A 16,344-nucleotide genomic window follows, 5' to 3' on the forward strand; every position below is an offset into this window, starting at 1 on the left:
CGCGAATGTCGTACAAACGATGCCATACATTGCATATTGTGGCGATCCGGGGCCAAACTCAGAGGCTTTCCGCGAGTCCGGCCGGCGAGGCGTCCACGGTCATTGTGACAGCACCAGCGCATCGAGCCCGAACAGGAAGCCGGTGGATGCCGCGTCCTTTCCAGTGACTTCCACAACCAGAGGGTTGTCACCGGCGGCCAGGGTGACGGTTCCGAGCGCAACGGCCCCGGTCGGGACCACGTCGGGGCCATAGAAGTTCTGCTCCGCTCCCACGTTGATCGCGCCCAATTTGACTTGGAACTTGCCGTAGTCCTTCGCCCTGGTGAAGTACCCCGTCAGGGCATACGTTCCAGCCGTGGTGGCCGGAATGTGCAGCGTCAGCCTTGCTCCAATGGCCGTCGGCTGCCACCACAACTGCTGGCCGCCGCTCCAGCCAGACCCGAAAGTCGTCATTTCCTGGACGCTCACAGCCCCGGCGGTGGCCTGGGCGGCGCCGACAAGCGACTCTCCCTCGATAGCGTTCGGTATCTGGTATGGCGGCGGCGCCACATACGGGAGGAGGAGCGAGGGATCGGTTGGGAACGCCGGGAACGCGGCATGCGGCTCGGCTTGATACCAGTAGGCGACGCTGCTGTAATCGCACTCGGTGTCGTTATTGGTTCCGTGCTCGATGGTCACGCGGATGGAAGTGGCGAAAGGCTTGGCGTCCTCCACGTGCCAGCGATACGTGGAAACGCGACCGAGAGTCGTGTCCTTGATGATGCAGCCGTGATACGGGGCGGAATACGTTCCGTGATCGTAATACCAACCGCTGCTGAAATAGTCTTCCGTACCGGTGCCGGAGACGCTCGGAGTCGTCTCGCCATCCATGTACATCATCTCGTCGCCTTCGAGGAAGCCGAGGCCGGTTCCCTGGCGATTCTGCATGAAAAGCGCTGTGCCCACGAACTGTCCGCGGCCCGTGGCATCGAGGACGGTGTAGTTTTTCCCCCTTGAAGTGGGGTTCTCGCGACGCCATTGAGCGTGGAAATGGTGCAGGTCGCCGGGCAGCGAATCATAGGAGGTGTAATCGATGTTGTAGTAGAAAGCGTCTATGCGCTTCGTGCTCATATTGGTGAGCGTCCACCGGGCCGACTTGTGGAACGGCATCTCCCAGTAGCAGTTGTAACCGCCGCTCGTTTCGTTCAGCGGAAGCGACGTGAAATCTATCTGTTGTCCAAACCCCACCCCGAAGAAGGCGCCCACAGGAACTTCGACCGAGGGTGTGGTCTCCCCGTCCCAGTACATTCGCAGAACGCTCTGGCAGTGAAGGAGCAGGTCGGCGCGGGGGGCGATGGTGCACCAGAACCTTTGCAGGATGCCGGCGCCCTGCGCGTCGAATAGAGTGATGGTCTGCCCCGGATCGACGGTGCGGAAATCGGCGTTGCCGCCGGAAGTATCGTGGCTTCCCTGCTGCCTGGCGTGCCCGGTCCGCGCCTTGGCCAAACCTGCCAGCGGACTACCGAGCCCCGCCGGAGGTCCCGAAATGGACAGGGTTTCCGCTACACGCGCGTATGGCGCCGCTCCCAGCGGAAAGCGCGGGGTCATCTCGGCATCGCCAGGCATTTCGACGCTGAGGTAGTACGGGTGGTCGAACGTCAGTGCCGGTGGAAACGGGTTCGTGTCACCGAGCACGGTGGAATAGACGCCGCGGGCAACGGGGACCGTCTTCGTTTCCTGCCAGAGAGCGACGCCGCCTGCCGGTTGGTCATACAGACGAAAGGTTGTAAAATATCCCCCGTCGGACAGCGGCGATCCGTTTGCCGCGGTGATCCGCCCCTGAAACGGGACGCCCGCCGGCAGGTCGGCGTGAGCGACAAATACCATCGAAAGGGCAATGACGCCTAGAGCGGATAGACGGCGGATAAGTTTCATCTCCCGGGGCCTCCGAGGAAAGTGCCACCCGGCGCTTGCCGCGCCGGGTGGCGAAGCGCCGGCGCCCTGCCTGACCTCCTGGTCCGCAGGGCGCCGGCCGTTTGTTACAGGCCGCTAACCTTTCTCAGAATCGAGACGGCGTCCTCCAGCCCGATGATTCCGGCGGAAGTGCCCTTCACGACGTCGAGACGGAGCATGTCGGCTGATACGGCTGTCTGAAGTCCTCCGGCGACGCGGAGAGCGTTGACAGCATCCTGGCGGCTCAGCGGAACCGTTACCGCCGCGCTGCCATAGACCGCCACGTCGCTGATCTGAGATCCGGCCGGAATCGTGGCCTTGTACTGAACGTACCGACCGGCGACTCCGGTGAGGATAGAGGAACTGGTGGCCGCGTAGGTGGTGCCCGATGTGCCATCCGGTCCCAGGTACGGAAGAGCCGCCAGAGCGCCGAGTGTGTCGGCTGCCCGGTACTGGAGTTTCGCAGCGGTGGAGTTGCCACCGAGCGTGTCGGAGATCAACGTCAAGCCGGAGACGCCCATGTCGAGGACCCGGCTCTCGATCACGCCCGTCGTTGTGAGCGGCGAGAACTTGAAGTAATCGTAGTCGATAGGCTGCGTTCCGCTGGCCTGGTTCCACGTCTTGGCAAAGAAGCCGACGTACATGCCGGGCATCGAGTGCGAAAGCGTGAACGAGGTCGTTGGGGTGTAGGTGACACCGTCCGTGCTCACGGATCCGCTGAACACGTTGCCGGTTTTCCGGAGTCGCAGATAGTACGCGGTGTCGGTATAGCCGCCAACGCCTCCATCACCGTAGACGTTGTTATCGGCATGGAGCATGAAGATCGCGTCCTGGCGGTACGGTCCGTACGCGATGAGGTTTGTCATGTCGAGGCTGGCGTCCGGTGTGGGACCCGTCGCGGTCTGGATGATCGCCAGGCCCTGGTTGCGGTCCGTGTCACGGCCGTTGGGGAACGACACGTACGTTTCGAGCTCGAAGTCGCCCGTCACGGGGGTTGCGTTGTAAAGGATGATGCGCGGCTTCTCAAGCGATGTGCCCGGCGACCAAGTGTCGCAGGGGGCGGTGGCGTTCACGCGAGCCCACCCCGGGTTCTCCGTAAAGGAATACGTACTGGTTCCCGGGGGGGTATTGCTGAACAACCAGCCTGTTGTCGATGCGCTGAAGTTCTCCGTCACAGGCGTGCCGGTCCCAACGGTGGGGGTAACAACGCCGGGGATCGTCGTCATGTCGATGCCATTCTTGACTGTGGCGGCGGCGAAGTCGGCGGCGTTGGTGTCGCGGACTACACGACTGGACGCGGTGGCATATTGAATGCCGGCAGCGTGTATCACCGGCACGGCGGACGAGGTGGCGCCTCCTAGGAAGAGTCGCAGGTTCGGCGTGGTGACGCCGTCGAGCGCCGCGGGAATCTTCGGCTCATTCGCCGTGAAGAATGTGCCGGCGGTTCCGTCCGGCCCAACGAAAGTGCCGCCGGGGCCCTGAACTTGCGCCTTCATATTGGACGTGTTCGAGCCATCGGCGAACGATACCAGGGCGTCCGGGTGGCTTCCAGCCGGGATCGTGATGGTGAAGTCCTTCTGCCCCGCGGGGGTCAGGTTGGAGACAGACAGGTAGTTGTAGTCGTAGTTGATCGGCGCCTCGTCGGCCAGATCGTAGGACTTCCCGAGGAAGCCGATCTGTACTGGAACGAAATCCGCGCCGCCCGTCGCCATGCCCTTCGTATCGCGGTAGGCCAGCACACGCCAGGAGGGCGAAGCGGAGTCGGGGTCACGGAATGAAAGGGTTACCACAGTCCCCAGTTTTGTAACGCGCAATTGAAGCGTGTTTGAGCCGTAGTTGTAAGTGACGGGGCCGGGTCCAAGGTTGTTCAGGACGGTGTCCTCAACCGGGCCCACATCATACGTGTCGGAGAAACGGCGGGCGAGGCCGATGCCCATGAAGTCGTTCGGTCCCATCCACATCTCGAGTGCGGCGAAACGGCTCTGCTGGGTCTCCAGGTTGACTTCAGTTTCAATTTCGAAGTTGTTCACGTCCACGCCTGCGGGAATGTTGCGCAGGAGTTTGACGCCGCCGAACTTAATCGTGCCGGTGTAGTAATCCTGGGGCCAGCCAACCTTCATGCGGAAATAGCCGGGGCGTTCCGTGAGGGAATAGTCGCCGACCACAGTCGGATCAAGGAGGGTATAGCCGGAGTCAAATGTCCAAGCAGGGTCCAGAACGGTCGACGCAAAGTCGTCACGGAACACTTCCGTGCGTTTCAGTGAGACGTCGCCATTGCCCGACTGCGTCTGAATCCCGCCGGCATCGGCTCCAAACTCCGGGCCCGACGAGAGAAGCGTGGCGGTCAGGCCGGCTGGGTGGAATGTGGCGCTGATGCTGCGGAGGAATGCCGGGAGGTTGGCCGGGTTGATCGTGTCATTCCCGGCAGGGGGCGTCGCCGCGTCCATGAACAGCTTGTATTCGAGGTAGCGCTTTCCGGTCGCGTTGGGCGCCACCTGGGCGGCGTCATCGGTGAAGAACGTGGACGAGGTGCCATCGGGCCCAACAAAAGACCCCGCATCGGTGAGGGTGCCCGCGGCCAGGGTGTTACCGGCCCGCAACTGGTATTTCAGAGTTTCTTTGAAATTCGTGTTCAGCGCAACCGTTTGCCAATCCGCGGCCAACCCGGCATCGAAGACGTTGGTGAAACTGCCGGCCATGGCGCCGATCTGATTCACTTTCAAATAATCGAAATCATCGTCCTGATACTGCGCCGCGGAAGGGTTTGTACCGCCCCAGGAGATGGCCACGGGGCCCACCACCAGGCCGGGCCCGGCGGCCAGGTTCGGGTTCTTGAACCACTGATGGAATACCCACGGCGAGGCGTCGCTGTTTTTCACATAAGTGAAGAAGTAGGCCCCGCGCTTGACGACCCGGACATACCAGGTTTGGCCCGGGAAACTGGTGGACGTGTAGTTCAGGGGGTACCCGTTCACGTTCGGGTAAATCCGGGAGCGGCTTATCGCCCGGGCAACGGGGTCAACTGTCACACCCGCCACAATATAGAGCGTGGTGTTGTCCAGCGGGACGTCGGTCGCCTGGCCCACATCGCCGGCAGCGGGCTGGCCGATGTAGATGCCGTCCACGCGCTGGTTGTTCGTCGCGCGATCCTGGGCGATGGTGAACTTCGTCTCGGCGACCCAATCGCCGGTAAGGATCTTCTTGTTGATGGCGAACATGGGCGACTTCTGGCCCGGCAGGCCCGTGTTGAAAAAGTCCTGATTTCGCGAGCAGTGGAGGCGCAGCGCGCCGGCTGCAGGCGCCGTTGCTTCAGGCGCTGTGGGCGTGTCGGCCGAGAAGAGGAATTGCGAGGGGAAGGTGGCCAATTCGGCGTGATCGGCTGTATTGGGCGTTAAGAAGAGGTAGTTGGCAGACGCGCCGGCTACCGTTGTGTAGTTGAAATCGTCATTGATGATTGAGGCGCCAAGTGCCGGCATGACGCCGACCGCACCGGAAGGAGGTGTGCCGGTTGTCGTTTCCTGCATCACTTGAACGATGCCGTCCGAGATACCGGTCTGAAAGTCCGACTGGTTGGTGTGCGCAATGGTTGTTGCAGACGCGGTTCGGCAGGTCAGGAGACCCGCCACGCAGAGCGCTGCCACCGAGAATCGATGAAGACTCATTCGATTTCCTTTCATCTAAGGTCTTGCGTCTTGCTTGAGAGTACGAAAGTGGCGTCCCCGGAAAGGTCGCGCCATGACGCACTGGCCGTGGCGCGCCGGGAGATGATCCGCATGGCTGCCTGGATGGAGATCTTCCCCCGGGGTTCGTCAATTTCTTCAGGTGATTCGATGTCGCTTGTCAGATTGTTCGTCGCTCCGACATCGGGGCCAGCGTCACGGATTGGGGAAGCTGTATGCTCGGCCGGACGCGAGATAGCCGTCCGTTTCAGGGACTCCCCAAAGGTTCTTCTGGTAAACCTCCGGCAGAGTGTAAGCCTGCGCGTGGCCTTCGGCGAACACGATGTTCATCCTCCTGTTGTGGGTGAAGAAGGCGCTGAACTTGCCGCCGTTGCCTGCATCGGCGGGCAAAGCGCCGGTGACGTCGGTAGTCCAGTTGTAGGTCCAGGGGCCGAGGTCCGGGTTAGCGGTCCGGCATTCGATGATAACCATCAGGGAGGCGGGGGATTTGATCATCGAGGTGCGCCGGGTTCCGTTCTGCTCGTGGAAGAAGCCGCCATTGTACGCGTAACCGGAGGGCAGCCATCTCGATTTGTCGGCTTTGATGGCGGGGTCGAGAGCGTTGCTCTCATCCCCGATCTTCAGCGAAAAGGGAAGCAAGCGGCTGCCCGCCGCGAGTTGGGCGCGGTTTGCCGGACAGCGCCAGACGTCGATGCTCTTCATGTAGGGCGTGAGGGCGCGTTTCCACGTGTACGGGCTGCCCGGGTTGAAAAATCTATTGGCGGGATAGCACTGCTCGTTGTCATCCACGTACATCATCAGGCCCTTGCCTATCTGGTTCATATTCGACAGACATGCGGTAACCAGTGCTCGGTCCCTGGCCTTGGCGAAGACGGGGAACAGGATGGCGGCCAGAATCGCGATGATGGCGATAACCACCAGCAGTTCAATCAGCGTAAAGGCCCTTCGAATCATTCCAATGTCCTTTCCCTCCACGCGTGGAGGCAGCGGATATATAGAGCGCGAGCGGACTTATTCCGCTTCCGTAGAAGCACGGATGATAAGGCGCGGTGTCGTACGCACGTCCTGAGACGGCTCGGAGTAATCGGGTTCGAGACGGCGCAGCAGGAGCTCCACCGCGGTTCGGCAAATGTCGACCAGTGGCAGATCGACGGTCGTGAGTGGGGTGTCGAGCTGAGATGCCAGAGGGATATCGTCGAAACCGACGACCGCTACATCCTCCGGCACGCGAAGTCCGGCCCGGCGGAGCCCCATCATGGCGCCGATCGCCACCAGATCGTTGAAGCAGAGCAGGCCGTCGAAGGGTTCAGCGGTGCGCGCGATGGATTCTGCAGCCTCGCGCGCCCGGCTTACGTCGCCCAGCCTGCTCTCATAAGGAAAGACCGCGGGAGGCATGCCGTGCGCGGTTAGGGTGTCGCAGAATCGCTGGAGGCGCAGATTTCCCGACCACAGCATCAATGATTCGCTCGGGCAAAGGTATCCGATGCGCCGCCGCCCCTTCGCCAGCAAATGCTCCACCGCCATCTGGGCGCCGAGTCCGAAATCCGCCGTAACGCAGTCCACTACTGTGCTGGGATATCCGAAGATGACAACCGGGCAACCCATACCCTTCTCCACCAGGCGGCGCCCCTCGGTCTCGCGTTCGCTCCACATGATGATCCCGTCAACGCCGCGGGCGTACAGCGTCTCCAGAAGGGCATTGTCATCGAGGTATCGCCCAGCGTCCATGGCCATCACCAGCTCGTAGTTTGCGTCCAGCAGGAAGCCTTCGCAAAGCGTCGCCATTTCCGCGAAGAATGGGTTCTGGACGGGTCCGGCTGCCAAGCCGATGGTCAGACTGCTCTGGCGTCGAAGAGCCTGGGCCGCTCGATTGGCGCGGTAACCGAGTCGCGCCGCGGCATCGAGCACCCGCTGCCGGGTTTCGGTGCTCACGACGGTGCTGCTGCGGGCGCCGTTGAGGATGACGGCGGCCGTGGCCATATGCACGCCTGCTTCGGCGGCTACGGTGTGCAGGGTCGTTCTCTTGGCTTGTGGCGTAGAACGCTTCACGGGAACTCATATCCTCGCGGTTGGCCAATCCTTTGGTTCCGGCGTGGGCCCATCAGCGTGAAAGATAGCTAAACCGTGCGTAAACTGACGAATCATCGTCACACCAAAGGTTTGGCTAAATCGTTACAATGCATAATACACCGCGGCGCGATTATTTCCTACAAACAATCGGCCCGAATTTTATCAGGCCGATGAAGAGGAGCCGAATCCTCGCCACGTTCCGCGACGAGGATGCGCTGCCGGTTGCGCTCTATAAGACCGGTTGGATGCCGGCGGCCAGGCGATGTTACAATGAGTGACGGCGGGACGCTGGCGCGCCGGGCCGGCGCGTCCATATACCCTGCCGAATGCTCCTGTAGCACTTCAGGAAGGCCGCGACATGCGCAGTTCAGCCCATACTGTCGCTCCTGGCGTCGCTCTCAACCTTCGCCGCGTACAGCGGGAAAGGCGCCCGTTAGCGGGAAAGGCGCCCGTTTGCGGGGAAGAGGCGGCCCCCGGGCGTTGGCTCTCCAAGGGAATCCGGAGCCCGAAATGAGATTACATAAAGTGCCTTCGAGGGCGTGGCTGCGGTGGATCTTAGCCGTCCTGATCCCCGCGATAGCAATCGCCCTGCGCGCCGACCCCCTGTCGGCGGTCGCGGACAGATCGCCTTATGTGACGTTCTACCCCGCGGTCCTATTGACGGCGCTGTACGGGGGTGTATACCCCGGAGCGCTGGCGACCGCCATTTGCGCGGCGGCCGCAACACTGTGGACCTCCCCGGTTGGACGCGTCATCGGCTTTCGCGATCACAACGATATCCTCGGGCTAGCCGTCTTCGCCGTGAGCTGCCTGCTGATTTCGTGGGTCTGCGAGGCGATGCACCGTTCAAGCCTGAGGGCGCAAAATGCCACGGCTCAGTTGATGGTTGCGGAGGAGCGCCGACGGGCGAACGAGGCGCGGGAACGTTACGAACTCCTTGCCCGTCACAGTCGCGACATTATCCTGTTCGTTCGCAGAGAGGATGGCCGCATCGTCGATTGCAATGAAGCCGCGGAACGCGCCTACGGATGGGGACGCAAGGAACTCTGCTCTCTCACGATCCACGATCTCCGCCTACCTGACGACCGCCACCTGATCGAGCGGCAGATCGACGTTGCGGACGCGGAAGGTGCGCTCTTCGAGACGTTTCACAAGCGCAAGGATGGAACCACATTCCCTGTTGAAGTCAGTGCCTCGGGCTCAACGATGGGAGGCGAACGGTATGTATTCAGCGTGATCCGGGATATCACCAGGCGAAAGCGCGCCGAAGATGCCCTGCGTGAGGCCGAAGCCAACGTGCGGGCAATACTGGACGCGGCCGCGGAATCGATCTACCTGTTCAGCGTCGACGGCATTATCCTCAGCGCCAATCAGACGGCCGCGCGAAGGATCCAGAAAACGCCGAAGGAAATCATCGGCAGGCCGTTCACCGATTTTGTGTCCGAAGATCTCGCCGAGAAACGCTGGATTCCATTAAGACAGGTGGCGGCCACGGGCCTGCCTGTGCAGTTTGAGGATGAGCGCGAAGGGATCGTGTTCGACCACACGTTCTACCCCGTGTTTGACGAGGGAGGCGCCGTCCATCGCATCGCATCATTCAGCCGCGACATCACCGAACTCACAGCGGCCGAGGCCAAAGTACGTGACAGCGAACGGCTGTACCGGGCGATCGGCGAGTCGATCGACTACGGGGTCTGGGTCTGTGAACCGGATGGCCGCAACATATACGCCAGCGAATCCTTCCTCAACCTGGTGGGAATGACGCAGGAGCAATGCTCGAACTTCGGCTGGGGCGACGTGCTGCACCCTGATGACTCCGAGCGCACCATCGCCGCTTGGAAAGAATGCGTACAGACAGGAGCAACGTGGGATACCGAGCATCGTTACCGGGGCGTCGATGGACAATGGCACGCGATCCTGGCCCGCGGCGTGCCGGTCAGAAATGAGCGCGGAGAGGTCATATGCTGGGCCGGCATAAACCTGGATATCAGCCGGATGAAACAGGCCGAAGACGAGGCGAGACAGGCCAACCGCGCCAAAGATCAGTTCCTCGCGATGCTGGCGCACGAACTCAGGAACCTTCTGGCGCCCATCTCCAGTTCGGCGGCCCTCATCGAAATGCTCGAGGCCGAAACGGAGGCCGTGCGTGAGCCCCTGGGAATCCTGAACCGCCAGGTGCGCCACACCGCCCGCCTGTTGGACGATCTACTCGATATGTCGCGTATCAATCACGGGAAATTGGAGCTGAGGATGGAACCCGTGGACCTGGGCGCGGCCCTTCTAAAGGCCGCGGAAACGGCTCGTCCGCAGATGTGCGCGATGCGGCACACATTCTCGACCCGCCTGCCCAATGCTCCGGTATGGGTATTCGCAGACCCCACTCGTGTGGAACAGATCGTTGGAAACCTGCTTCATAACGCGGCAAAGTACACGGATCCGGGCGGGGAGGTCACGCTTGAGTTGTCAGTAGATGGCGAGCAGGCGGCCATACGCGTCCGGGATAACGGAAGCGGCATCGAGCCCGAGATGCTCTCCCGAGTGTTCGATCTGTTCACCCAGGAAGAACGGTCACAGGATCGCTCGCGCGGCGGGGTCGGTATTGGCCTCAGCCTGGTCAAAACCCTGGTGGAAATGCACGGCGGTTCCGTGGAAGCTCTCAGCAACGGGCCAGGGTCCGGCAGCGAGTTCATTGTACGCCTGGGAGTCCACGATCCCGGCGCCACTGCTCCCCTTCCCGCGCGGTCGCGGGCTGGAACCCGGGCTTCCAACATCCTCGTTGTGGACGATAACGTCGATGCGGCAGAATCACTGGCCGCGGTCCTCGAAGCGTGGGGGCATAACGTTGACTTCGTGCATGACGGCACAGCCGCGATCGAGGCGGTGCGCCGGAACCGGCCCGAAGTGGTGCTCCTGGACATCGGCTTGCCCGGCATGGACGGTTATGAAGTAGCCCGCCGCCTTCAGCTTGAGGACGGTGCGCCCATGCGGCTGATCGCTCTCACCGGCTATAGCCCGGAAAAGGACTGCAGCCAATCCCGGGATGCAGGCTTTGACGAACTCCTGATAAAGCCTGTCGACCTGGAGGCACTGAGCCGGGTGCTGGATCAGGGACCTCCCGCGGCAGAGCCTCAACGGCCGTAAGCATCCGGATCGGGGCGATCAGCGATTGCGGCCGTACCCTGGCCGTTCGCAACTCGCGGCCAATCTGGGCTATCATTGTACCAAGCGAACTGCTCTCCTGGCTTTGGCCACCGCTGTCACCCGGCGTCATATCCCATTCTGCCAATGGGTTCCCCGGGCAGGCGCCGGCGATGGCCGCTTGTGGACGCGGACCCATGGTCCCGCGTTCGCCGGCGCCATCCGTGATCGAGGTCTCCGCAACATGCGGGACGCCCCTTCGCGCCAAGGGCTCCGTTTGCGATGACGGTCTGAAGATACCTGAACGTGAACTAAGCGATTAGTTGCGCGTCCGGCGTTGGTCGCGACCTGGCCGGTTACCGGCCTGGAGGACTACCGTTGCAGTGGCACGCTTTATACACCTCCGGTCTACAAAGAGGTCCGACGGTCCTCGGTTGTAGCCTACACCACGACTCCGGCGCGAACCCCCATTGCCGGGTGAACGCACTCACGCTTCCACCGCAGCCTGCAAATCGCGCCGCTGCGGCCGCCTCACATCGGCGAGCAAGGGCTTCCGTGACAGCCCCACACCGCGCCGAGCAACTCATCATCGTCACAGAGTTTTCCCCTGCGACGGGTCCGAGCGGGCCCGCCACACTCGTGGAGAAGGGAAGAGAATCTTGAGAAGACACCTTTGGGCCGTATTGGCCACTCTCGCCGGCGTTGCGCTCGGCGGCGCGTCGTCAGCGCAATCCTATCGAGTCTATTCGGCAGTGAGCCCGGCCGTGGTGCCCGGCAGCGCCACGACAAGCTACTCCGGTATGAACGTCAACCGGAACCCGGGCAGCCCGTATTACGGCTATCTGTACGTCTGCGACAAAGCGTCGACGACGCTGAAAGTGAAGATCTTCGCGCCCAACGTCCCGGGGCCCGCGGCCACCACATACACCGACACGGGTTTGACCATCGCGCCAACCGGTGCGGGCGCTACGGGGCCATGGGACGTGGAGATCGGACCGGATGATACCGTCTGGATCATGAATCTAGGCGGAAACACCATCCAGACCGCTCCGCCGGTGCCCCCCGCAGGGACGAGTGTCACGGCAATCACGCAGATCGACAGGGTCCGCGACACGCCCACCAGCGTGACGATCGCCCTCGGAGGGTTTCGCGGGTTCGGCGTGAAGGGGCCGATTACGGCCGCTCGTGTCTACATCGCCGAAACCTCCAGTTCTGCTTATCAGGTTTTCGACGTTGCCACCGCCAATCCGCTTACCGCGGGGACTCCGACCCACGTTTGGTCGAAGGTCTCTGCCGGCGGGGCTACCGCGATGAACTACGGTGTAGCAATCGATCCCGCCGGTAATTCGTACTGGACGCAGTCCGGTGGGTCCGCGAGTTGCCTCTCGAAAATGGACCCGGCGGGCAATGTCGATCCGAGTTTCTTCGCCAAGAGCCCGTCGTTTGCGGGTACGCCCACGTTGTCGGATGCCACGTTCATCCCGGATGCAACCGCGCCCGGCGGAGCCGGATACATCTTGATGAGCTGCCGTATCACGCCGAACGGTACGGTTTCCAACTCGAATCCGCAACGCGTGGGCGTGTTGCGGTTCGCCTTGGACGGCACCTGCCTCGATGGCTTCGGACCGGCAATGACCAGTTCCACTCCGCTATGGAGCACTGTGGATCTACGCGCGCGAGGCGCATCCAAATCGACCGGGACGGCGTCCAGCGCCCAGTACTGCGGGTTCGATGACGCCGGCAACTGCTACGTTGGTACGGACGACGGCGTCAATAACGGCCAGATCGTAAAGGTTCGCGCTACACCAGCCGCCTCCACCGGTCCGTGGGGCGACGTGGACGCAGACGGGCTCGTGACGGTGGCCGACGCGAACCTGGTGGACACTTACATCGTCGATCCCACCTCCCTCTCGATGGAGCAGCGGGAGCGCATTAAGCGCTACGGTGACATCAACGGCACCCAAAACGTCTCTGTCGTCGGTGACGGCGTCGTCGACATGAACGATCTGCTCCGCATCGCCCGCGTCGCCGCAGGGATTTTGGACCCGGGAACCGCCGGTGCACAGTACCCGCACTACGGCGATGTGGACAACGACGGCAAGGTAACGATCGCGGACGTGGTCCACGTAGCGCGATACCTTAACGGATTGGACGCCGGGCTGAACAAAGCCCCCGGAGTTGGCGATGTTGCGCCCACAACCCAGAAGGTAACGTTCGGCGACGGCCAGATCACCACCGCGGACAGCCTCCTCATTCGCCAGAGGGCGATGGGTACCGAGGTCAACCCGCCCGCCTATCGGGACTACTGGCCGATGATCCAGGGCGATCAGCACCAGTTCACCGACGTCAATCATCGCTCCGGCGACGCACTGAGCCAGACCAGGTTCGGAACGTCCGCGGGAACGAGCCCGCTCAACTACGCGTTTGAGCCGAGAGGCTACACGCTCACCGAAGTTGCCGGCGACGACGGCGCCAGCCTGGCCGGCGTCTTCAAGGGCATCAACGGCAGTATCTATGCGCTCTATGTCCAGTTCCCCTACTTCTCCGCCCAGCGGATGGACTTCCAGTCTCCGATGAAGGTTCTGGACGTGACGCAGCTCACGCCTGGGGCGACTTGGACCGGCGACCTCACCAGCAAGATGAGCCTCGGGCAGCGCCCGGTGCACTACAAGGTGACCGTTCTGCGCGTCGGCGACACCTACACCAATGCGGCCGGCGCCTACCAGGCGTCCACGCCTATCGCCTCCACGTGGTCGAAATCGGTTTCCGTTCGGATTGATATCGCGGTTCTCGGAGTTCCCGGAAGCCCGATGGAGATGCAGCAGGCCGTGTTCTTCGACTTCGCGCCGGGCATCGGGGTAGTGAGACGCGGACAGGCCCCGATTCAGGGGATGGCGGCCCCAACAACCGATCGCCCTCTGCTCGAGCTCGACCAGACGGCCGTGCGCGGCATCACGTACAACCAGACGACGCCTGCCCCGTAATTCGGGGTCGGCATCGCGGCCTTGACCGGCCAACTACCGAGCGGGGGCTTGCCAGATTCTTGGCTGGCCGGCCCCTGCTCACCAGATTGTGGGGCCGACCGGGCTGTCGCCCGCACGCTTCACGATCTGCGGCGCACCGGATGCGGCGAAGCCATCGGGGGATTTAGGAAAAGCAGCCAAGCGATATTGTGCTCAAAATGTGCGTGGGAAGTGGTATAATGAATACGTATCTGTTGATTCGCGCAGGCACGTGGCGCCTTTGCAGAGGCACTCCTCCCGAAGCCCCCTTGTCGCGGCGTATCCCCATCTCAATCAAGTACGCCTGAGAACGACGCAGGAACCGTGCGACCCTGTGCCGGTCACGAATCGGATGATCGATCCATTCGTGGCTTTGTAACGTGAATTCCTATGAGCATCCCGCGGTCACGATATTCCCTTGCCCTCGCGAAAGCCTGCATCGACGCAGGCCTTGTTGTGCTTTCATGCTTCCTCGCTTTCTACCTGCGTTTCGAAGGACACGTTCAGCCCTCCTATGTCGCCCTCGGACTGCGGTGGCTGCCGGTTCTGGTGGCCTGCCGACTCGGAGCGATCGTCGCGGTAACCCGTTACCGCCTTCAGTGGCGCTCCACGGGCGTAGGTGAGCTCATTTACATCGGCATCGCGATAGCGCTCGGCAGTTTCGCATTCGCCTCGCTGCTGTATACGAGACACGTTCATGCTTATGGAGTCAGCCTCCTTCTACTCGAGGCCTTCCTGACCATCAACCTGATGATTTGCGTCAGAGTCGGCACGCGCGTGATTGTCGGCTACCACGCGCGACGCCTGGAAGGCAATGATGAGCGCTGCAAACGTGTACTCGTCGTGGGGGCGGGCGCGGCTGGGGAGCGCATCGTCCGCCAGATGAAAGAGGACGTACGCGCGAATCTGCTCCCGATCGGCTTTCTGGACGACGATCGATCCAAAGCCCATCGCCTGATCCACGGGGTGCCCGTCCTCGGGAATATTAGCGACATCAAGTCAGTTGCCGCCGGGCGCGAGGCCGACCAGATACTCATCGCCATCCCGTCTTTGTCGGGGGCGGGAATTCGCGATATCGTGAGGGCGTGCTCGGGAACCCGGGCCGAACTCACGATCCTCCCCTCGCTGCCGCAGCTTCTCGCCACGGGTTACTCCACGAATGGCATCCGAAAAGTGAAGGTGGAGGATCTTCTCGAACGGTCGGCGCTGCGTATGGATATGGACGCGATCGCGGCATATACCGTGGGACAACGAATTCTCGTTACCGGCGCCGGCGGCTCCATTGGCAGTGAGTTATGCCGCCAGATCGCCCGTCTGAATCCGGAATCGCTCATCCTTCTGGACAACGGTGAGAACAGCCTGTTCTGGATTGAACACGAATTGAGGAACGAGCACGGGTTTCACGCCGCGATGGTAATCGCGGACATCAGGGACCGACACCGGTTGGAGGAAGTGTTCCGCAAGTTCCGCCCGACGGTGGTGTTCCACGCGGCGGCCCACAAGCACGTGCCTATGATGGAAGCGAACCCCGGCGAGGCGGTAAAGACGAACGTATTCGGCACCGTCAACCTCGCGGAGTTGTCCATGGAATTCGGCGTTCACAAGTTCGTCTTCATTTCCACGGACAAAGCCGTCAACCCGACAAGCGTTATGGGAACGACGAAACGCGTCGCCGAAATGGTTGTACAGAGCTTGGCGCAACGCATCGAGGCCGCATGCGCCGGCGTCGGCCCCTCGCAGGCGTGGGGATTCGAGGCGATCCGTCCGGACCGTGTCAAGACTGCCTTCTCAGCCGTCAGGTTTGGAAACGTATTGGGCAGCAACGGGAGCGTGATTCCGACCATGGAGCGACAGATCGCCAAGGGCGGGCCCGTTACGGTCACGCATCCCGAAATGACGCGGTACTTCATGACGATCCCCGAGGCAGTGCAGTTGGTCATTCAGGCCGGCGGCATGGGCGTGGGCGGCGAGTTATTTGTGCTCGACATGGGTAAGCCGGTGCGCATCATGGACCTTGCCTGGAACCTGATCCGCCTGTCCGGCCTAGTGCCAAACGTGGACATCAAGATCGAGATCATCGGAACGCGCCCCGGCGAGAAGCTGTACGAGGAGCTCTTAACCACAGAAGAAGGGACAAACCTCACGCGCCACGAGAAGATCAGGACAGCCAAGGCGAGCGCCATTGACCATCGTACTCTCGGCGATGAGCTGAAGCGGTTGTGGCAGGCCGCCCACGAAGGCGATCCCGAATCGATCAAAGACGTGCTTTACGCGTTGGAGCCCTCCTACGACAGACACGGCGCGCTCAGATCGGCCGGCGTCGCGCCGACGGCTCTGCGGAAGGCCAAGCCCGCCGCCGGCAGGGGTCTGTTGTCACAACCGGTGTCCGGCGGCGATTGAGGACGTCAGGGCTTTACACACAGAAAGAATGAACCGGCGCGCGGGTTACTCCCAGGCACAAGCCGGCGAGGATTTTACTTTTGGATACGGCTGCGAAAAGGATATACCTCTCCTCCCCGCAT

Annotated in this window: 7 protein-coding genes; 3 read left to right on the top strand and 4 right to left on the bottom strand. The window is 62.0% G+C overall.

Annotated features, from left to right (window positions below; translation table 11 throughout):
• Positions 1–99: 99 nt before the first annotated feature.
• The 4 genes from VGM51_14090 to VGM51_14105 all read right to left on the bottom strand — a co-directional run bounded on the left by VGM51_14090 (position 100) and on the right by VGM51_14105 (position 7,661).
• Positions 100–1,914 carry a glycoside hydrolase family 172 protein gene (locus VGM51_14090; protein ID HEY3414166.1) on the bottom strand — a complete coding sequence of 605 codons (1,815 nt, stop codon included), beginning with the start codon at positions 1,912–1,914 and terminating at the stop codon, positions 100–102.
• A 104-nt stretch (positions 1,915–2,018) separates the two neighbouring features.
• A complete protein-coding gene (locus tag VGM51_14095; GenBank protein HEY3414167.1) occupies positions 2,019–5,594 on the bottom strand; it encodes a hypothetical protein in 3,576 nt (1,191 codons plus the stop codon).
• A 213-nt stretch (positions 5,595–5,807) separates the two neighbouring features.
• Entirely contained in the window at positions 5,808–6,566 is a 759-nt protein-coding gene (locus tag VGM51_14100; protein ID HEY3414168.1) for a prepilin-type N-terminal cleavage/methylation domain-containing protein, read from the bottom strand.
• Between the two features lie 57 nt (positions 6,567–6,623).
• Positions 6,624–7,661: a LacI family DNA-binding transcriptional regulator gene (locus VGM51_14105; GenBank protein ID HEY3414169.1), complete on the bottom strand. Its 1,038-nt coding sequence runs from the start codon at positions 7,659–7,661 to the stop codon at positions 6,624–6,626.
• A gap of 531 nt (positions 7,662–8,192) precedes the next feature.
• On the opposite strand from VGM51_14105, the gene VGM51_14110 reads away from it, so the two are divergent.
• The 3 genes from VGM51_14110 to VGM51_14120 all read left to right on the top strand — a co-directional run bounded on the left by VGM51_14110 (position 8,193) and on the right by VGM51_14120 (position 16,222).
• Positions 8,193–10,823 carry a PAS domain S-box protein gene (locus tag VGM51_14110; protein ID HEY3414170.1) on the top strand — a complete coding sequence of 877 codons (2,631 nt, stop codon included), beginning with the start codon at positions 8,193–8,195 and terminating at the stop codon, positions 10,821–10,823.
• Positions 10,824–11,479: 656 nt separating this feature from the next.
• Entirely contained in the window at positions 11,480–13,804 is a 2,325-nt protein-coding gene (locus tag VGM51_14115) for a dockerin type I domain-containing protein (GenBank protein ID HEY3414171.1), read from the top strand.
• Between the two features lie 408 nt (positions 13,805–14,212).
• Positions 14,213–16,222: a nucleoside-diphosphate sugar epimerase/dehydratase gene (locus VGM51_14120; protein ID HEY3414172.1), complete on the top strand. Its 2,010-nt coding sequence runs from the start codon at positions 14,213–14,215 to the stop codon at positions 16,220–16,222.
• Positions 16,223–16,344: the final 122 nt, after the last annotated feature.

It is taken from the genome of Armatimonadota bacterium (genome assembly GCA_036504095.1).
Classification (GTDB): Bacteria; Armatimonadota; DTGP01; order JAKQQT01; family JAKQQT01; genus DASXUL01.